Genomic DNA, 21,042 nt, shown 5'->3' with positions numbered 1-21,042 from the left:
TCTGAGTTATTATAACTCCTTACTTATCAAAATTAACACTCAATCCTAAACCTTTAAGTTCATGTACTAAAACATTAAACGATTCAGGAATACCAGGCTTTGGCATATTATCACCCTTAACTATAGCTTCATAAGCTTTAGCACGGCCAATAACATCATCAGACTTAATGGTAAGAATTTCTTGAAGAACGTTGGCAGCACCAAATGCTTCAACAGCCCAAACTTCCATCTCACCAAAACGCTGACCACCAAACTGGGCTTTACCTCCAAGAGGTTGCTGCGTAATTAATGAGTAAGGTCCAATAGAACGAGCGTGCATCTTGTCATCCACCATGTGGTGAAGTTTCAACATATAGATATATCCAACAGTTGCCATTTGATCGAAGCGTTCCCCTGTTCCACCATCATAAAGATGCACCGCACCATTCATAGGAAGATTAGCTTGACGCATATAATCATTTATTTGATCAAGAGAAGCACCATCAAAAATTGGGGTTGAGAATCGTAAGCCAAGCTCTTTACCAGCCCACCCAAGAACAGTTTCGTAAATCTGTCCCAAGTTCATTCTTGAAGGTACTCCTAGTGGATTCAATACGATATCTACAGGAGAACCATCTTTTAAGAATGGCATATCTTCTTCACGAACAATCTTAGCAACAATACCTTTGTTACCGTGACGGCCCGCCATTTTATCACCAACTTTTAATTTTCTTTTCTTAGCCACATAAACTTTTGCCATTTGAACAATACCACTTGGTAATTCATCACCAATAGTAGTCATCATTTTATTTCTGTTCACTTCAGCTAAAGCTTGCTTATATTTCAAGGTGAAATTATTAATGACTTCTTTAATCATGTCATTCTTCTCGGAATCTGTAGTCCATCCAATAGGATTTACATTTAGATAATCGATACTCATTAATAATTTCTGAGAGAATTTAGATTTCTTAGGAATGATAGGCTCATTATAATTATCATAAACACCTTGACTTGTCTTACCACTAACTAAAACGATCAACTTGTCGACTAGTTTATTCTTTAATTCAGCTACTTCCTTTTGGAAAGTTTCCTCTAATGTATCAATTAGATCTTTTTCTTTAGATTTTGATCTACGATCTCTTATCTTTCTTGAGAACAACATTTTATTAATAACAACACCAATCATCGATGGAGGTGCTTTTAATGAAGCATCCTTTACATCACCAGCTTTATCACCAAAGATAGCACGTAATAATTTCTCTTCTGGTGTTGGATCACTTTCACCTTTTGGTGTAATCTTTCCAATCAAAATATCACCCGCAGTAATATCAGCACCAATTCTAATGATACCATTTTCATCCAAATCCTTAGTCGCTTCAGCACTAATATTAGGAATATCATTAGTTAACTCTTCCACTCCACGTTTTGTATCTCTTACTTCTAGAGTAAATTCTTCAACGTGAACAGAAGTAAAAATGTCTTCTTTAACAACTTTTTCAGAGATAACAATAGCATCCTCAAAGTTATAACCTTTCCAAGGCATGAAAGCCACTTTCAAGTTTCTACCAAGAGCTAATTCACCATTTTGAGTAGCATAGCCTTCACATAATACTTGACCTTTCACGACTTTGTCACCACGTTTAACGATAGGTCGAAGGTTAACACTAGTATTCTGATTGGTACGCATAAACTTTGGCAGGCTATATTTTTTGATATCATCATCAAAACTTACCAAACGAGCTCTTTCGTCACGAGAATAACGAATAACAATTTCTTTAGCATCCACATATTCTACAACACCCTCGCCTTCTGCATTTATAAGCACACGAGAATCACGAGCTACATTACCTTCAATTCCTGTTCCAACAATTGGAGCCTCAGAATTCAATAAAGGCACTGCTTGACGCATCATGTTTGAACCCATTAAAGCACGGTTAGCATCATCATGCTCCAAGAATGGAATCAAAGAAGCAGCTATAGATGCTATTTGGTTAGGAGCAGTATCGATAAGGTCTACTTCTTCTTTCGGAATAATAGGATAATCCGCAAGTGAACGAGCTTTAACTTTATCTCTTTCGATAACTCCATCATCACTCATTAAAGTAGTAGCTTGAGCAATAATCTTATTCTCTTCTTGCTCTGCACTTAGATATATAGGATCTTCAAATTTCTTAACAACACCTTTTTCTACTTTATAATAAGGTGTTTCTATAAAACCTAGTTTATCAATTTTCGCATAAACACATAGTGAAGATATCAAACCAATGTTTGGACCCTCAGGAGTTTCAATAGTACATAAACGACCATAGTGAGTATAGTGGACATCACGCACCTCAAAACCAGCTCTTTCTCTAGACAGTCCACCTGGACCTAGAGCAGAAATTCTTCTCTTGTGTGTTAACTCAGAAAGCGGATTCGTTTGATCCATAAACTGAGATAACTGATTGGTTCCAAAGAAAGAGTTAATAACAGATGATAATGTTTTGGCGTTAATCAATTCTGTTGGAGTAAACACCTCGTTATCACGCACATTCATTCTTTCACGAATAGTACGTGCCATACGTGCTAAACCTACACCAAATTGCTGGTATAATTGTTCTCCTACAGTTCTAACTCTACGATTACTTAAGTGATCAATATCATCTACATCAGTTTTAGAATTCACTAACTTAATTAGATATTTGATGATATGAATGATATCTTCTTTTGTTAATACTCTAGTATCTAAACTAGTAGTTAATTGAAGTTTGGTGTTAATTCTATAACGACCCACTTCACCTAAATCATAACGACTGTCAGAGAAGAATAATTTATCAATAATGCCACGAGCAGTTTCCTCATCTGGTGGCTCAGCATTCCTTAACTGACGATATATATATTCAACAGCTTCTTTCTCACTGTTGGCAGAATCTTTTTGTAAAGTATTAAAAATAATAGCATAATCCTTACTAGCTTCAGAATCCTTATGAATAAAAATAGTTTTAATTCCAGAATCTAAAATCGCTTCAATATGCTCTTTTTCAATGATGGTTTCACGCTCAATAATAACGTCCGTTCTTTCAATAGAAACAACTTCTCCAGTATCTTCATCAACGAAATCTTCTATCCATTTACGAACAACATGAGCGGCAAGTCTATTTCCGACAACTCTTTTCAGTCCAGTTTTAGAAACTTTTATTTCTTGAGCTAAATCAAATATTTCTAAAATATCTTTATCACTTTCATAACCAATTGCTCTAAGCAATGTCGTTACAGGTAATTTTTTCTTTCTATCGATATAGGCATAAAGAACACCATTGATATCAGTAGAGAATTCCATCCAAGATCCCTTAAAAGGAATGATTCGAGCAGAATATAATTGGGTTCCGTTGGCATGACGACTTTGTCCAAAGAAAACACCAGGAGAACGATGCAACTGTGATACAATTACTCGTTCAGCGCCATTAACAATAAAAGTACCTTTGGGAGTCATATAAGGAATCATCCCTAAATAAACATCTTGTATGATAGTTTCAAAATCCTCATGTTCAGGATCTGTACAATATAATTTCAACTTTGCTTTTAGAGGTACGCTATAAGTTAAGCCTCGATATACACACTCATCCATAGAGTATCTTGGAGGATCAACAAAATAGTCGATAAATTCTAATACAAAGTTATTTCTTGCATCTGTTATAGGAAAATTCTCGCTAAATACTTTGAACAATCCTTCATTAATTCTATTTTCAGGATTTGTTTCCAGTTGGAAATACTCCTGAAAAGATTTAAGTTGAATATCAAGAAAGTCAGGGTAATCCAGCTGAATTTTTGATGATGCAAATTTTATTCGGTCTGTTTGATAAGTTGCCAACGCTTAAAATTTTTAATGATTATGATATTGACGAAAAAGACTCTTGAATATACGACGAAAAATAGACAAGCAGAATTACTCTGCTTTGCCTATTTTCATAGTATTAGTAATATGTAATAATTACTTAATTTCTACCTCAGCTCCAGCTTCTTCTAAAGAAGTTTTCAATGCTTCAGCTTCGTCTTTAGTAACACCTTCTTTTAATGGAGCAGGTGCGCTATCAACTAATCCTTTAGCTTCTTTAAGTCCTAAGCTAGTTAATTCTTTAACTAGTTTAACAACAGCTAATTTAGATGCACCAGCTGCTTTTAAAATTACGTCAAAAGAAGTTTGTTCTTCAGCTGCTTCGTCTCCACCAGCTGCAGGACCTGCCATTGCTACTGCAGCAGCTGCAGGCTCAATACCATATTCTTCTTTAAGAACTTCTGCTAATTCGTTTACTTCTTTAACAGTTAAGTTTACTAACTGTTCTGCAAATGCTTTAATATCTGCCATTTTATTTAAATTTAAATTGTTTCTAATATAAAAAATTATTCAGGACGCTCTGATAATGTCTTTACTAAGCCTGCAATAGTATTTCCACCACTTTGAAGTGCTGAAATAACATTTTTTGCAGGGGACTGAAGTAACATAACGATATCACCAATAAGTTCCTCTTTTGATTTGATGTTTGCTAATACATCGAGTTGATCATCACCGATATACACTGACTCTTCAACATAAGCACCTTTTAACATTGGAATACTACCTTTTTTTCTAAAACCTTTAATAAGTTTAGCAGGTGCATTACCAACATTTGAAAACATAATTGATGAATTGCCTTTAAGTACTTCGTATATATCATCGAAGTTCTTGTCAGACTCATCCATAGCTAGTTTAAGCAAGGTGTTCTTAGCTACAACCAACTTAACCTCTTTCTTAAAAGACTCTCTACGTAGTTTACTAGTATCTTCGGCATTTAAACCTGCGATATCAGTAACATACAAATGAGCGTACTCATCTATTGTTGCCTTTAAAGATGCGATTAATTGATTTTTATTTTCTTTCCTCATACTATAATCGTTTATAGATTGCCGAAAATTACGTTATATATTGCTATTGGGTAACTGACTTCAGATCAACCTGAATTCCAGGACTCATAGTACTGCTTATAAAGATACTTTTTACATAAGTACCTTTAGCTGCAGCAGGTTTCATTTTAAGAACAAGAGTAATCAATTCTCTAGCATTTTCCAGAATCTGTTCAGGAGTGAACGATACCCTAGCAACACCAGAATGGATGATACCAAACTTGTCAACTTTAAAATCAATTTTACCTGCTTTAGCAGCAGTTACAGCTTTACCAATTTCCATGGTAACTGTACCTGTTTTTGGATTAGGCATTAAGCCTCTAGGTCCAAGAATTCTACCAAGTGCACCAACTTTTGGCATTACACTAGGCATGGTGATCACGACATCAATATCCGTCCAACCGCTTTTAATCTTAGCGACATACTCGTCAAGACCAACATAATCAGCTCCGGCTGCTTTAGCTTCTTCTTCTTTATCTGGTGTACAAAGTACTAACACTTTGAGCTCTTTACCTGTTCCATGAGGAAGTGTTACAGATCCACGTACCATTTGATTGGCTTTACGTGGGTCTACTCCCAAACGAATGTCAAGATCAACTGAAGCATCAAATTTAGTCATTGTAATTTTCTTTACAACTTCTGCAGCTTCACTCAAAGAATAGACTTTAGTAGCATCATACTTTGCTAAAGCTTCTTTTCTGTTTTTTGTGATTTTACCCATTTAATTTAATTTTTACATTAAGTATACAAATACTCTAGAAAGGTCTTTCACCTTTAATTTTAACACCCATACTACGGGCCGTACCAGCTACCATACTCATACATGATTCAACTGTGAAGGCATTCATGTCAACCATTTTTCCTTCAGCAATTCCTCTAACTTGTTCCCAAGTAATTGTAGCCACTTTAACTCTATTAGGTTCTGGTGAACCTTTTTTAAGTTTTGCAGCTTCCATGATCTGTACAGCAACAGGAGGCGTTTTCAAGATAAAGTCAAAAGACTTATCCTTATACACTGTAATAATAACAGGAATTGTTTTTCCTGCTTGTTCCTGTGTACGCGCATTAAATTGCTTACAAAATTCCATAATATTCACTCCCTTAGCACCTAATGCAGGTCCTACTGGTGGTGATGGATTTGCAGCTCCTCCTTTGATTTGCAACTTAATTAATCCACTAACTTCTTTAGCCATTTTTAATATTTAAAAGGATTAATAAGAAATGATTTATGACTCTTTACTTACTTGCATAAACCCTAGTTCCAATGGAGTCTTTCTTCCGAAAATCTTCACCATCACTTTAAGTTTACGTTTTTCCTCGTTGATTTCTTCAATAATTCCAGTGAAACTATTAAAAGGTCCATCGATGACTGTAACCGATTCTCCAACAATAAATGGAACACTTAATTCTTCGCCTTTCTCACCTAATTCATCAACTTTTCCAAGTATTCGCTTCACTTCTGAAGCACGAATAGGTTCTGGCTCGCCTTTGGTTCCAAGAAAACCAATAACATTAGGAACATTTTTTACGGTATGCATTATTTCACCTTCCAAATTGGAAACTTCTATTAACACATATCCAGGAAAATAATTCCTTTCTTTAATGATCTTTTTACCGTTTCGAATCTGATACACCTTCTCGGTAGGAATCAGTATTTGCGAGATATTGTCTTGATATTTAAGTCGCCTTATCTCACTTTCGAGATATTCCTTAACTTTCTTTTCCTTCCCACTAACGGCTCTGACTACATACCATTTTTTCTTTTGCTCGCTCATACTAAATCAATAGAGGTTTTCAAGAGATTAAATCAAATAACTATAATGAAACTATACTATTATTAACTAAAGAGGCCATAAAAGCCATCTAAAAGTTCTCTAAACGAAATATCCATCAAAAATACCATAAAGGCAATAATAAGGGAAGCAATGGATACTACAATAGCACTGTTTTGGAGTTCATTCCAAGTAGGCCAGGAAACCTTATGAACTAATTCATTATATGAATCCTTAGCGTAATTTATCAAACCCATGTTATATAAAGTTTAATTAAAATTTGCACGGGTGGTAGGACTCGAACCCACGACTCCTGGTTTTGGAGACCAGAGCTCTACCAACTGAGCTACACCCGTGTTTGAAACAACTTGATATATGCTAGAGGCACTTTGCAGTACCTCTAGCTCGATACCAAATTTAATTTCACTATTTATTTTTTCAAGAAATCGTAACCTATATGATTTCAGTAACCTGACCAGCACCAACTGTTCTACCACCTTCACGAATCGCGAAGCGTAAACCTTTAGTCATTGCGATCTCAGCGATTAATTTCACTTCGATAGTCAAGTTATCACCAGGCATTACCATTTCAACACCTTCTGGAAGGAAGATCTCACCAGTAACATCTGTTGTTCTGAAATAGAACTGAGGACGATATTTATTATGGAATGGAGTGTGACGTCCACCTTCTTCTTTCTTCAAGATATAAACTTCAGCTTTGAAATGTGCATGAGGAGTTACAGTATCTTTTGCAGCGATTACCATACCTCTTTTGATCTCATTCTTATCAATACCTCTTAATAATAAACCAGCGTTATCACCAGCCATACCAGTATCAAGAATCTTACGGAACATTTCTACTCCTGTAACAACTGATTTCAATTTCTCAGCACCCATACCGATAATATCAACAGGGTCACCAGTATTGATGATACCAGTTTCAATTCTACCTGTAGCAACAGTACCACGACCAGTAATTGAGAATACATCCTCAACAGGCATTAGGAATGGCTTATCTTTATCACGTTCTGGAAGTGGAATCCAAGTATCACAAGCATCCATTAATTCCATAATCTTTTCTACCCACTTGCCTTCCAAGTTCAATCCACCTAAAGCAGATCCTTGGATTACTGGAGTATTATCACCATCGAATTTGTAGAAATCTAATAATTCTCTGATTTCCATCTCTACTAATTCCAAAAGCTCTTCATCATCTACCATATCTACTTTGTTCATAAAAACAACTAGACGAGGTACACCTACCTGACGAGCTAAAAGGATGTGCTCACGTGTTTGTGGCATTGGACCATCAGTAGCAGCTACAACGATAATCGCACCGTCCATTTGGGCAGCACCAGTTACCATGTTCTTTACGTAATCCGCGTGACCAGGACAGTCAACGTGGGCATAGTGACGAGTTGCAGTTTGATACTCAACGTGAGCAGTATTAATTGTAATACCCCTTTCTTTTTCTTCAGGTGCATTATCAATAGAATCAAAACTTGCGATTTCAGACAATCCTTTTTCGGCTAATACAGTTGTAATAGCAGCAGTTAAAGTTGTTTTACCATGATCAACGTGACCAATAGTACCTATGTTCACGTGCTCTTTCGACCTATCAAATTTTTCTTTAGCCATATCGAAATTATTATTATTATAATGAAATTAAATTTATTACTTTTTTTGTTCTTGAGCCGATGATGAGAATTGAACTCATGACCTCTTCCTTACCAAGGAAACGCTCTACCCCTGAGCTACATCGGCAGCATTCTAGAAATAGAACTTAGAGCGGGAGACCGGGCTCGAACCGGCCACCTAAAGCTTGGAAGGCTTTCGCTCTACCAAATGAGCTACTCCCGCTTGAGCTATTCCTAAGTTAAGATGTCTAGTTTCTATACTTAATACTAAAAACATCATTACTCAATACATTCTATTTAAGAACTTTTTTTGTGGGGGGAGGAGGATTCGAACCTCCGAAGGCTTAGCCAACAGATTTACAGTCTGCCCCATTTGACCGCTCTGGAATCCCCCCAACAATTTATTCTCAATCTTTTAAAAGAACGAGCCGATGAACGGACTCGAACCGCCGACCGGCTGATTACAAATCAGCTGCTCTACCAACTGAGCTACATCGGCATCGTTTCTCTTGTAAATATAGTATTCATCATACTTTCAATGAACTTGCTGCAATAAAAAAGCAGCCCTTGTTTAAAAAGGACTGCAAAAATATAAACTCTGTTGTTATAAACAAAACTTTTTTTACTTTTTTTCACCAATTTAGGTTCTTGTTTTTTCTTTATGCTTAACAAGCTGGTTTCTAACCGCTTCGTATGCTTGATCGAATGCCTCTTCAAAACTAATTGCTTGTCGTTTTGAAAACATTTCGCTACCTGTAACCAAAACTTTGAGTTCGGCCACCTTATTTTCACGAGTCTCTGACTTATCGAGACGCAAATTGACATTTGCACCAAGTATTGGATCGTAAAAGGTGTTCAACTTTGAAACTTTAGTATTGATACGTGCTTCTAATTTTTGATCTGCATCAAAATGAATGGATTGAATGTCTACTTTCATTTAACCTCCTTTTTTAAGCTTTTGGGTGAGCTTGTTGATAAACCTTTTTTAATTTTTCTATAGTATTATGAGTATACACTTGTGTTGCTGCCAAACTAGCATGACCTAATAATTCTTTAACTGCATTTAGATCCGCGCCATTATTCAACATGTGCGTTGCAAATGTATGCCTTAATACATGAGGACTTTTTTTATCCTGTGTACTTACTGTGCTAAGATAGGTATTAACTATTCTATAAACAAGCTTTGGATACATCTTTTTGCCTTTTTCTGTAAGAAATAACCACTCTGTTTTTGATTCTACAATAAAATGCTTTTCTCTTAAGGCTATGTACTTTTTTAAACTTGTCAATAAATGGGGCAATAGAGGCAAAATCCTCTCTTTATTTCTTTTTCCCAAGACCTTTATTTGCCCCAAACTCAAATCTATTTGATTCAATGTTAAACCAATTAATTCCGCTCGTCTGATTCCTGTGGAGTAAAACAAATCTATAATCAGCTTGTCTCTAAACTCAATAAAAGATGATTCATCCACCTCCATATCAGTAATCAATTCCATTTTAGACTCCTCTATAAAAACAGGAAGTCGTTTTTTTTGTTTAGGACCTTGGATTTTCAGACTAGGGTTTTTCTTTATTATTTCTTGTCTAGATAAATACTTAAAAAATGATTTCACTGAGCTTGTTTTTCTGTTGATTGATCTGGCGGTTAAACCTTCATCCATTAAACTAGCTAACCAGCTTCTTATCATTTGATCAGAAATAGCATTCATCTCTTCAACTCCAAAATCATTATTCACAAAATCAAGGAACTGCTCAAGATCAACTTTGTAGGCTGAGCATGTATGCAAACTATAACGCTTCTCATACTCTAAATAACTCATAAAACCACATAAGGGATCGTTCATAACACCTTTTCTTAATACGTAAAGCTAAATTACACAATTTAGACTCCTCTATCTCTTAAAATATCTTAATGAAAACATAAAAAAAGACTGTTTCATTTAAATGAAACAGTCTTTTGTTTAAATTACAGACAATTTACTACTCTTCTTGAGCTTGTAAATGCTGTACATAAATAGCCTTGAGTTTTTGCTCACGTTTTCTTACGGTAGGCTTGATATAGGTTTTACGAGCTCTTAATTCTTTAACAACTCCAGTTCTCTCGAACTTTCTCTTTAACTTCTTTAAGGCTCTATCAATATTTTCGCCTTCCTTTACCGGAACAATAATCATACTAAATACGCTCTCTTTCTTTTAAATTAATTATTAAATAACGAACTGCACATCAGCATTTTAATAAAAATGCGGCTAGTTTCGGGGCACAAAAATAGTTTATTTTATTTATTTAGCAATATTATTTTAAAAAATAAGTATCATTTTCAAACTCAAGGTTTTAAGATTTTAATAGGCTCAAGGTACTATTAATACTAAATAATTAATATCTTTGACCCACACAAATACCAACATTCCAAGAAATATTTATATTATTTTTAAGGAAGAATTATGTTTCAAAATGGTAGCCTTGCTCCTATTTACAAAAACAAAAGCATTTTACAATTTACTACTGGCGTCAGTCTTTCTAGACTGGCTTGTGTTTTTTATATGATTATGTTTTTGAATGTAAATTCATTTGGGCAAAACTTTAATTGTATCGAATCTTGGTTAATATGTACATACCAGACAGTTACCTATCCTGGGGGACTTGATTTTGACGATGCAGAAATTGGTCCAGACTATGCTTGTTTAAATCAACAGAGAAATCCTGCTTGGTTTCACATGCAAATTGAACAGGTCGGCGATATTGAACTCAATATATACAACCCTGATGAAGAAGATGTTGATTTTATCTGCTGGGGACCTTTTGACAGCCCCTATGGAGCTTGTACTGATCAATTAGCATCTATTAATGAAGTGGACTGTTCCTATAGTTACACTTGGAACGAATACTGCAATATTCCTTCGGAAAATATGAATGTTGGAGATTATTATATTCTAGTAGTCATGAATTACTCTCAAGACCCATGCACAGTTACTATTGAAAAATCTGATGGGGCTGGTGAAACAGCATGTTCTGATATGATTATTAACCCCTCCAGTAATAGCCCAGTTTGTGAAGGGAATACCATCGAATTGTATGCTTCTCCCGATGGAGGCTCTTATACTTGGTTAGGCCCTAATGATTACATTTCCACCGAGCAAAACCCTATAATCACAAATGCTACTGAAGACCATATTGGCACCTACACACTTCATGTCTCCACCTCTGAAGGAAGCAGTAACCCTACTTCTATATTTGTTGATGTGAGCGAAAGCGCAGTAGCCGATTATAGTTTTACAAGCGCTTGCGCTCAACAAGCTACTCAATTTACTGATTTATCCACTTCTAATTCAGAAATTAGCTGGAGTTGGGATTTTGGAGATGGACATTCATCAACAGAACAAAACCCCGAACATATCTATTCCTATAGCGGAGTGTTTGAAGTAACCCTTACCATTGATAATGGAGGCTGTATTGACAATATCACTAAATCGGTTACCGTTACCGAAATCCCCACTGCAAACTTTTCATACTCTTTTGATAACGGAGTAGAGTGTGGAGAATCTGAAATCCAATTTACCGATGAGTCTTTATTTGAAAACACCGTGACTTGGAATTGGGATTTTGGAGATGGAAATATTTCAAATATCCAAAACCCAACATATACTTATTTCACTGGAGGAATTTATACGGTAACCTTGACGATAGAGAATGAAAATGCATGCTCCCATTCTATAAGTCAAAGCATTTCAATATATGAGCCTCCTAATATATACTTTTCTTTTACTGAAGATTGTGAGAACCAAGCTACCTTTTTCAATGATAGTGATCATATTAATATGGAAACTACCACCTCTTGGTTCTATGAGTTTGGCGACAATAATACCTCATCACAATCTAATCCTAGTCATGTTTACGATGCCCCTGGCGACTATAATGTCACATTTAGCATAACAGATGAAAATGGCTGTTCTAATAGTATTACTAGAAGTGTTAAAGTATTTCATAATCCAATAGCTAACTTTTCTAACAATACCGTCTGCGAGGGAAAAACAACTTTATTTAACAATTTATCTTATTGTCCTAGTTCTTATACGCCAGTAAATTCTTGGTATTGGGATTTTGGGGATGGAAATACCTCAATCGAAGAAAATCCAAGTCATACTTACTCAATTCAGAACAATAACTATTTTAATGTTACTCTGACAGTTGAAACAACAGCGGGATGCAGTAGCTCTTTATCAAAAACAGTTGAGATTTTAGAATCACCTCAGACGGAATTTAGTTATCAATTTAACAATGGTGCCCCTTGTCAATTTTCCGAAATACAATTTATTGATGAAAGTACAAGCTCCCAAGGAAATATCGAGACTTGGAATTGGTTTTTTGGTAATGGAGACAACTCAAACCAACAGAATCCTAACTATACCTATACAAATTCCGGTACCTATTCAGTGGAGTTAAGGGTGGGGAATTCTGGAGGATGCTATTCAAACAGTATTCAAACTATTGAAATAATTGGCAGTCCTGAAGTTGACTTCTCCTTTACCGAAGTATGTCTAGGGTCTACAACAGACTTTATTGATAGTGATTATAGTAATTCATCAGAAATAAATTCGTGGTCATATGAATTTGGGGATGGCAACACCGGAAACAGCTCAGATCCTTCTCACACCTACACCTCAACTGGAGAGTATTTCGTTCATCTAGAAGTCTTTGACATATACGGGTGCAGTAACTCAGTCTCTCACTCACTAAATGTATTTGAAGTTCCTGTTGCTGACTTTAGCTATGATTTATCTTGCCAATCTAACCCAACACATTTTACTGATTTATCAACCATTATCAGCCAGTCCACACCTATCAATCAATGGTCTTGGAGTTTTGGCGATGGTGGTTCTTCATCAAACCAGAACCCTAGTTATATTTATCCTCCAACTAGTGTGATTAACTATAACGTAAGTTTAGAAGTTGGAACATCCGAAGGTTGTACCAATAGTATTTCGAAACCAGTAGAAGTACTTCCCAGTCCACACGCCAATTTCAACTACGAAGCCTTAAATGGCACCTTTTGTCCTGGGGGTGATATTAGTTTTACCGACCTAAGCACTAGTCTGAGTTATGATATTACAAATTGGTATTGGAATTTTGGTGATTCAAATTTTTCAACGGTAACAAACCCAATTCACGAATACGATAGCCCTGGCACTTATAACGTAACTTTAACAGTAACCAATTCTGCCTCATGCATCCATGTTATCCAAAAACAAATCATTATCAATTTAGCACCTGAAATTGATTTTAGTTTTACCCCAGCCTGCTTAGGGTCGTCGACCCTATTCACAGATAGCGACTTTATCGATGTAGAAAATACTAGTGTTTGGGCATATGATTTTGGGGATGGAAACTTCTCTAACCAATCCGACCCGTCGCACTCCTATTCTACTAGTGGAGATTTTAATGTGATTTTTTCTATTACCGATATTAATGGTTGCCAGAACGCCATCGACCACATCGTGCCTGTCTACGAAAATCCAATATCTGAGTTTAGTTTTGATACCATTTGCTTCGGTGCCTACACCAATTTTAATGATTTATCCTCCTCAGATGTAGGAATAACTACTTGGGAATGGGATTTTGGAGATGGTAATATTAGTTCCGTCTCCAGCCCTACACATTTATACACACAAGCTGGCCTCTACACTGTAACACTGCTGGTGGAAAATGAAAACTCTTGTATTGATCAAGTCACGCATAGTGTTTGGGTAAAAAACAACCCGATTAGCGATTTCTCTTTCTCCTACACCGATGGAGGAGCTTGTGAAAACACTACTATTCATTTTTCAGATAACAGTGAAGCTATAGAAGGAAATATTGCTTCTTGGAATTGGAGTTTTGGTGATGGCAATTACTCTGAAGAACCAAACCCTTTTCATATTTACTCAATTGCAGGAAATCATAATGTCACACTCAGCGTCATGAACTCTATTGGATGTTCAAACACCATTCAAATACCCATTCAAATTTATGAAAATCCAGAAGTAGACTTTTCCTATACTGAGGCATGTCTCGGCACCCCCACAGAGTTCAACGACTCCGATTTCATAAATATGGGGGCAATAAGTATTTGGGATTATGATTTTGGAGATGGCCTGTCGAGTAATTACTCAAACCCTACTCATGAATACACAACTGACGGAGAATTTATAGTAAACCTAAGTATTATCGATACCAATAACTGTACGAACAATAAAAGCCATATGGTTCCAGTTTACAACGCTCCTATCACTAATTTTAGATCTGACACCGTCTGTTTTAATACCCCAACTAGTTTTACAGATCTTTCTCAACCTCAATCAGCTATTGATTTCTGGATTTGGAATTTTGGAGACACAGAAACTAGTACTGAACAAAATCCAAATCATTTATATAATAATCCTGGTTATTATGAGATTCAATTAATTGCTGGTAACGATGCCGGTTGTAGTGATACTATTACTAAAACAGCCTGGGTTTGGGAGCCACCAGTTGCCAATTTCATTAGCAGTGATACCGCATGTACTGAAGGATTAGTATATTTCTGTGACAGCTCTTACTCCAACGAGAACAATATAAATTATTTAAAGTGGAATTTCCCTGATGGTCATATTTCTTTCGATCCAGAAACATATTTTGTGTTTTTGGATATTGGATACTATTATGATGTGAGCTTATTGATAAAAGACGAAAGAGGATGTAGAGATTCTATTACAAAAAATATTTTTATTAAGCCTGAATTACAAATAGGATTTCAGGCTGATACCGTTTGTTTTGGTGATACTACAGAACTATCCACCTTTATTATTAAACCTGATGAAGATAGTATTTCTTATTATACTTGGGAATTTCAAGATGGAAGCCCTCAACTGATTAGCACAAATAATAAAACGCTTCATAAATTTATAAATCCTGGAGAATTTGAAGTGACTCTACAAGCCACGAATATAAATGGTTGTATTGACGAAGTCAGAAAACAAGTTAAAATATGGGAAAACCCTATTTCATCATACCAATTCACAGAAAGCTATTGTAATGACAGCAGCATCTTTACTGATGAAAGTATTGCTGCAGACACCCCCCTAACTTACTGGAAATGGAACTATGGAGATGGAGAACATCTAGAAATACATAGCCCTAATTCCCCAGACCATTTCCACCATTACCCTCCTCTATATGGAGCTTATCACAGCAGCTTATATATTCAAGACATAAATGGCTGCTCAGACATAAGTATGCAAGAAATCAATCATTACCCTTGTGTCTTGGTACATTATTATAATGACACCAACTGGATTTGTCAAAATACTCCAGCTGTTTTTATTGATAGCACCTATACCAATTCAGATTATTCTATCACAAGTAAAGCAATATATTTTGGGGATGGTAGTATGCAAAATATCCCTGTAGAACAAGATACTATCTATTATCAATACCAATATCCTGGAAACTATCAAACAAAATTATTAATCAAATATCAGATTGAAGATTTGATTATTAAAGACAGTTCTGAAAAAGAAGTTGAAATTTTAGCAAGCCCCCAAGTCAGCTTTAGCGTAAATGAAGTATGTTATGGTCAAATTTCAGAATTTCAAAATGAATCAAGTATCAATAATGCAGAATTTGAATGGGTAAGCTGGAACTTAGGAAATGGTGTAGATTCAATTTACCAATATTCTCCAGGAGCAAATACTTTTTCTTATTTGTATAATGAAGATGGTCCCTACAATGTTCAGTTAAAAATGACTGCTAATAACAATTGTAGCGATAGTTTACTGCTCAACACCACTATTCATCCAAAACCTAAAATAGGTTTTTTTGCAGATAGTACTATCCATTGTGGAGAAGCAAAGATTCAATTTATCGACACCAGTTATATTAATACCGGCACAATTGCAGAACGTCTATGGATATTCGGAGATGGTGCGATAAATACAACCAATAGAGATACTGTTTATCATATTTATGAGGAGGGTATATATAATGTGAAATTAGAAAATATTTCAGACCATTTTTGTAAAAGCATTTTAGAGCTAGAGGACTACCTCCTCATCAATCCTATTATAGATGCTGATTTCCTATTAGATCCTGAAGAAATAAGTGTTAGTAATTCATCAGAGATTGAGGTCACCAATTTAGTTAACGAAGACCCATATATTAGATGGCTATTATCAGATACAATTGTATGGGAAAACACATACGAACCTCATATTGGCGATAGCATATACGACACGGGGTATTATAGCCTAAAGCTTATTACCATGAATGATTATGGTTGCCAAGATACCATGGAGAAATTCTTTTATGTATTCCCAGTTTATAACTTGTATGTACCTTCTGGATTTTCACCAAACGGAAATGGAATAAACGAGACCTTTGGACCTATTGGAAAATATTTCGAAATGGAATCATACGACTTAAAAATTTATAATAGATGGGGAAAGCTTTTCTTCCATAGTCAAGATTATTTCCACCATTGGGATGGAAAAATGCAAGATGGCACACCTGCCGATATTGGCAGTTATGCTTGGATAATTAGGGTTAAGGATTTAAATGGCAACCACAAAGTAATGAAAGGTTCCGTAACTTTACTGCTTTAAAAAAACCCAAGCCCCTTGGAATTTATTACGATACTTTGCTAAAGATTCATTTGCATCTACTTCGGATTCTAGTTTATCGATAGCAACCCTAACTCTTCCTTGCTCTTCAATTAACTGTGCATTGGGATAACCCATCTGATGATAACTATCAATGGCCGCTTGTGCATCTGCCTTTTTTTTATAACTACCTATAATAATATAATAGTGCTTTGCCTTTACAGTGTTACTTGATGAACTCATTTGACTAGCTACCGGCACAATCAATTCATTTGGGATGGATTTATTCATTATTCTTTCTCCAGTTTCGCAGACGATGGTATTTAATTCAACATCCTCCTTTTCTCCCAACCAAAGCAAAACATAACCATCATAGATACCGAGACCAATACTCCTCCAAACCTTATCTTTCCATTTTTCGGTATTACTGAGCATGGCTGCGGTATATTCTATACTGGTCCAAAACTCTACCACATTATCCAAATTTAATTCTTGGTTATCCCAATAAGTAATCTCCCAAGCCTTACCAGGATAAGAAGTTAATTCTTTAGCTTTATCCTTAATATCGTTTTTCCTATTCTGATCGGCAGGAAAACAGAATGATTTCCAATCACTATTTGCTGACCAAGAATGCATATTACAATCCTCTCCAATCGGATAGTTTTGAGACAAATCTTTGGCGTGGGTTTTAGCCACAAAACATAAAGAATTACTTAAGGTAATGGGTTCAAGCATCAGTTTAGCACGATATTGATTGATGAGTTCGTATAATTGATACTCTTTTTGGGTAATACAAAAATCTTCAGGGATGGATTTATTCTGACCCAAAACACCAATGGCAAAAAGTAATAAAACAATAAATAGAGAAAATATTTTTTTCATGTACATCGTATAAATAAGTGTAAAACTACAAAACCTATAGAATTTACATATGAATTCATAGAATTATTCTGAATCTTGAAATAACTTTTCTATTTTTTCAAGCAGAATTTGAGGATGGATGGGCTTACTTATAAAATCATTCATTCCTGCGGATATATATTTTTCTTGGTCTTCTCGAACCACATTTGCGGTTAAAGCAATGATAGGAATATTGGGGGTGTTCTTTTCTCTTTCCATTTGTCGTATAATCCAAGTGGCCTCTAAGCCATCCATTTCTGGCATCATGATATCCATTATTATTAGATCGAATTCCTGTTGTTGAAAACATTCCACCGCTTCCATTCCATTATTAGCCACTACCACTCTATGACCTGCATTTTCAATCATCTGCTTTGCCACAAGAACATTAATCTTATTATCTTCTGATAATAAAATTTGCAAGCTTTTTCTTATTCCTACTTCAGCGACATCCTGTTGCAGTATTTTCTCCTTTCCTTCCTCAACAGAAACCGTAAACCAAAAATTAGAACCCTTTCCCAATTCACTTTCTAAACCAATATTCCCTCCAAGTAATGATGACAGTTTTTTTGAAATAGCCAAACCCAAACCTGTCCCACCAAATTTTCTCGTGAATGATGCATCACTTTGTGTAAATGCAGAAAACAACTTCTCCTGATTTTCTTTGCTAATCCCAATACCAGAATCAATAACTTCAAATTTTAAAAACAAACCCTTCTCTGTTTTATTTTCAACGTTAATGTGAATATCTATTCCTCCTGCACTGGTAAATTTTATGGCATTATTAATTAGATTTATTAGAATTTGCTTAATCCGGATCTCATCACTGTAAACAAAAACAGGAACATCGGGTGATATTTCACAGCGGAATTCCAATTTCTTTTCTTTACTTTTCTCAACAAATAATTCGCAAGTATTATTGATGACTTCATGGAGATTAAAATGATCTAAATCTAGCTCTAACTTTCCTGCTTCAATCTTAGAAAAATCTAAGATATCATTCACTAAAGAAACTAGTGTTTCGGCTGAGAATTCAATGATAGATACTTTTTTATATTGATCTCCATTCATTTCAGTCTGTTTCAACAAATGACTCATCCCAATAATCCCATTCAAAGGTGTTCGTATTTCATGGCTCATATTGGCTAGAAAAAGGCTTTTGGCCTTATCTGCCATTTTTGCCTTACTTAAGGTTTCTTCTAATTGTTGATTTTGTATAGTTAATAGTTTTTGATGATCCTCCAGAGCTTCTTTTTGATGTTCAAGTTCTAATTTACCTGCTATATTTTCCTGAGAAATTCTATAATATTTATTGGAATAAAACATTAAGTAAACACAATACATCGCAAATGCGAGTCCAATAAACAGATTCAACTTGTCCAAATATATGAAGGAAAAAATAGCAGAAGGCACAAACAAACTCAAAAGAAAGCCTACTGTCAGTTTACTATCTTTTGATAATCCAATAGCTCCAGCGGCTCCAATTCCCATGAGAAAGATGATGATTAATAGGTTTTCTTGAATACTTGGTTGCATTATCAAACCCAAACCATAATTCATGGACCAAAATATGGCACCAGCATATATCAGAACTTGAGTAATTTTATAATCTTCTGTGGTTTTCTGCCCATTGAATAACATCCAAAAGCGCCCTCCCATAATCACCAAATAGATGATTATAGATGGCCAAGCAAATAGCAAATGATTCAGAGGAGAATCTAAAGCAAAAAACACCATTATATACAGAAGTATAAAGGTGACTATAGTGATTATAGAGTTTTGTTCGAATCCTCTTTGGTAAGTTCTCATTAGTGCATTTTTGGAGAACTAAAGATAGTATAATTTGCTTTAGATAACAAATGATGAATTCTGAATACTATTTTTAAAGATAGAGCCTTTCACAAAATCCTATTCCGCTTAAAAAAACACCCAAGCAATCAATTGATCATTTGTGCATATAAATTCTTTAATGAGCTTTACCAACTACCACTGGCACCACCACCACCAAAGCCACCACCACCGAAGCCACCAAAGCCACCACCACCAAAACTTCCACTACCGCCACTAAAATCACTCCAACCACTCCCACTGCTTCTACCTCCACCTGAGAATAAGAATATCCACCAAGGAAATCCTGAGGCACGAGAAGAAAGACCATGCTGTGATCCTCTTGCCCTTCCAGCAAACATAAATATTCCGATAATGAATAAGAATACGATAATTCCAACCGCATCACCAGCATCCGCACCTCTTTGATTATATTGATCAGCAGAAAACTCACCTGATAATAAAGACATCATACTGCTTGTTGCCGCATCAATTCCATCGTACATCCTTCCTTCCTTGAAGAAAGGAAGCATTTCGTATTCAATGATATTCTTAGCCGTAGCATCAGGAATAAACTCTTCTAAACCATAACCAACTGCAATATTTGCTTGGCCACGAGACTTTACAGTTTTCGCTTTTATTAATAACAGGACACCATTATCTTTTCCTTTTTGTCCAATTTCCCATTTATGTGCAGTTTCTGTTCCAAATTGAGCCACATCCATTCCTGCTATATCTGATACCGTAACCACTGCAATTTGAGTTGAAGTGGTATCATTATAATTTACCAATTTTCTCTCCAAATTATTAATCTCTGCGGATGTCAAAATATGGGCAAAATCGTTTACCAATCTTGGAGGAGACGGTCTTTCAGGTATTTGAGCTGACAGAGCAAATAGAAATCCAAAAAACAGATTGATAATTAGAGTTATGTGTTTCTTCATGATTTTTGTTTTTTTAAGCATAGGAAATATCATCTGGCAATTCATTCACATCATCATCCATATATTCAAAGTGGACCTTTAATTGATCTCCTGCCTTCACAATCCCATCTGATATACCCTTAGCAAATTCACCTTTTTTAAAATTTTGCAAAAGCATAACCTTAATTTCGTCCCAAAAATCATCTGCAACTTTAGCATTAATTCCTGCATCTCCAATAATGGCAAACTTTTTATCCTTCACGGCTAAATAAAACAGTACTCCATTTCGAAGTTTGGTTTTCTGCATTTTTAAAAGATCGAAAACCTGACTAGCTCGATCTAGAACATCAGTTTTGCAACGATCCTCCACATGAACTCTAATTTCACCAGAAGTATTACTCTCCGCATGACGAATAGCATTGAGAATCATCATCTCATCTGCTGTACTAAAAAATCCTTTTGCTTTTGGCATAT

Annotated in this window: 16 protein-coding genes and 5 tRNA genes; 1 reads left to right on the top strand and 20 read right to left on the bottom strand. The window is 35.5% G+C overall.

Annotated features, from left to right (window positions below):
- Positions 1-19 precede the first annotated feature (19 nt).
- From rpoB to rpsU, 16 genes are all read right to left on the bottom strand, one after another.
- On the bottom strand, positions 20-3,829 hold the full coding sequence (gene rpoB / locus HNS38_RS00285; RefSeq protein ID WP_172345807.1) for a DNA-directed RNA polymerase subunit beta: 3,810 nt from the start codon (positions 3,827-3,829) through the stop codon (positions 20-22).
- 120 nt (positions 3,830-3,949) lie between these two features.
- Positions 3,950-4,324, bottom strand: a complete 375-nt coding sequence (gene rplL / locus HNS38_RS00280) for a 50S ribosomal protein L7/L12 (RefSeq protein WP_172278105.1) — start codon at positions 4,322-4,324, stop codon at positions 3,950-3,952.
- 35 nt (positions 4,325-4,359) lie between these two features.
- On the bottom strand, positions 4,360-4,881 hold the full coding sequence (rplJ, locus tag HNS38_RS00275) for a 50S ribosomal protein L10 (protein ID WP_172278107.1): 522 nt from the start codon (positions 4,879-4,881) through the stop codon (positions 4,360-4,362).
- 43 nt (positions 4,882-4,924) lie between these two features.
- On the bottom strand, positions 4,925-5,620 hold the full coding sequence (gene rplA / locus HNS38_RS00270) for a 50S ribosomal protein L1 (RefSeq protein ID WP_172278109.1): 696 nt from the start codon (positions 5,618-5,620) through the stop codon (positions 4,925-4,927).
- 34 nt (positions 5,621-5,654) lie between these two features.
- Positions 5,655-6,092, bottom strand: coding sequence for a 50S ribosomal protein L11 (gene rplK / locus HNS38_RS00265; protein ID WP_172278111.1), 438 nt, complete (start codon positions 6,090-6,092; stop codon positions 5,655-5,657).
- 33 nt (positions 6,093-6,125) lie between these two features.
- Complete coding sequence (gene nusG / locus HNS38_RS00260; protein ID WP_172278113.1) at positions 6,126-6,674, bottom strand: transcription termination/antitermination protein NusG; 549 nt, start codon at positions 6,672-6,674, stop codon at positions 6,126-6,128.
- A 62-nt stretch (positions 6,675-6,736) separates the two neighbouring features.
- Positions 6,737-6,928: a preprotein translocase subunit SecE gene (secE, locus tag HNS38_RS00255; protein ID WP_172278115.1), complete on the bottom strand. Its 192-nt coding sequence runs from the start codon at positions 6,926-6,928 to the stop codon at positions 6,737-6,739.
- A gap of 26 nt (positions 6,929-6,954) precedes the next feature.
- A tRNA-Trp gene (locus tag HNS38_RS00250) sits at positions 6,955-7,027 on the bottom strand.
- A 97-nt stretch (positions 7,028-7,124) separates the two neighbouring features.
- Positions 7,125-8,309, bottom strand: coding sequence for an elongation factor Tu (gene tuf, locus HNS38_RS00245; RefSeq protein ID WP_172278117.1), 1,185 nt, complete (start codon positions 8,307-8,309; stop codon positions 7,125-7,127).
- Positions 8,310-8,363: 54 nt separating this feature from the next.
- Positions 8,364-8,435: transfer RNA gene (locus HNS38_RS00240), tRNA-Thr, on the bottom strand.
- Between the two features lie 23 nt (positions 8,436-8,458).
- Positions 8,459-8,531, bottom strand: a tRNA-Gly gene (locus HNS38_RS00235).
- Positions 8,532-8,621: 90 nt separating this feature from the next.
- Positions 8,622-8,703, bottom strand: a tRNA-Tyr gene (locus HNS38_RS00230).
- A gap of 31 nt (positions 8,704-8,734) precedes the next feature.
- Positions 8,735-8,807, bottom strand: a tRNA-Thr gene (locus HNS38_RS00225).
- A gap of 141 nt (positions 8,808-8,948) precedes the next feature.
- Positions 8,949-9,245 (bottom strand): HPF/RaiA family ribosome-associated protein, encoded by a 297-nt coding sequence (locus tag HNS38_RS00220; RefSeq protein ID WP_172278119.1) that lies wholly within the window; start codon positions 9,243-9,245, stop codon positions 8,949-8,951.
- A 13-nt stretch (positions 9,246-9,258) separates the two neighbouring features.
- Positions 9,259-10,152 (bottom strand): tyrosine recombinase XerC, encoded by an 894-nt coding sequence (xerC, locus tag HNS38_RS00215; protein WP_172345806.1) that lies wholly within the window; start codon positions 10,150-10,152, stop codon positions 9,259-9,261.
- A gap of 136 nt (positions 10,153-10,288) precedes the next feature.
- A complete protein-coding gene (gene rpsU, locus HNS38_RS00210; RefSeq protein WP_172278123.1) occupies positions 10,289-10,480 on the bottom strand; it encodes a 30S ribosomal protein S21 in 192 nt (63 codons plus the stop codon).
- A gap of 270 nt (positions 10,481-10,750) precedes the next feature.
- Here rpsU and HNS38_RS00205 point away from each other — a divergent pair, with 270 nt between their 5' ends.
- Complete coding sequence (locus HNS38_RS00205) at positions 10,751-16,921, top strand: PKD domain-containing protein (RefSeq protein WP_172345805.1); 6,171 nt, start codon at positions 10,751-10,753, stop codon at positions 16,919-16,921.
- Here the strand turns inward: HNS38_RS00205 and HNS38_RS00200 are convergent.
- From HNS38_RS00200 to HNS38_RS00185, 4 genes are all read right to left on the bottom strand, one after another.
- Positions 16,910-17,800, bottom strand: coding sequence for an SPOR domain-containing protein (locus HNS38_RS00200; RefSeq protein ID WP_172278128.1), 891 nt, complete (start codon positions 17,798-17,800; stop codon positions 16,910-16,912). The genes HNS38_RS00205 and HNS38_RS00200 overlap by 12 nt on opposite strands.
- Before the next feature lie 63 nt (positions 17,801-17,863).
- Positions 17,864-19,627: an ATP-binding protein gene (locus HNS38_RS00195; protein WP_172345804.1), complete on the bottom strand. Its 1,764-nt coding sequence runs from the start codon at positions 19,625-19,627 to the stop codon at positions 17,864-17,866.
- Positions 19,628-19,794: 167 nt separating this feature from the next.
- Positions 19,795-20,589: a YgcG family protein gene (locus tag HNS38_RS00190; protein WP_216663597.1), complete on the bottom strand. Its 795-nt coding sequence runs from the start codon at positions 20,587-20,589 to the stop codon at positions 19,795-19,797.
- A gap of 13 nt (positions 20,590-20,602) precedes the next feature.
- Positions 20,603-21,040: a TPM domain-containing protein gene (locus HNS38_RS00185; RefSeq protein WP_172278132.1), complete on the bottom strand. Its 438-nt coding sequence runs from the start codon at positions 21,038-21,040 to the stop codon at positions 20,603-20,605.
- Positions 21,041-21,042: the final 2 nt, after the last annotated feature.

Origin of the sequence: Lentimicrobium sp. L6 (genome assembly GCF_013166655.1) — a bacterium.
Taxonomy (GTDB): domain Bacteria; phylum Bacteroidota; class Bacteroidia; order Bacteroidales; family UBA12170; genus UBA12170.
Note: the sequence above shows the minus strand (reverse complement) of the source record. Positions and strands in the feature narration are given on the sequence as shown.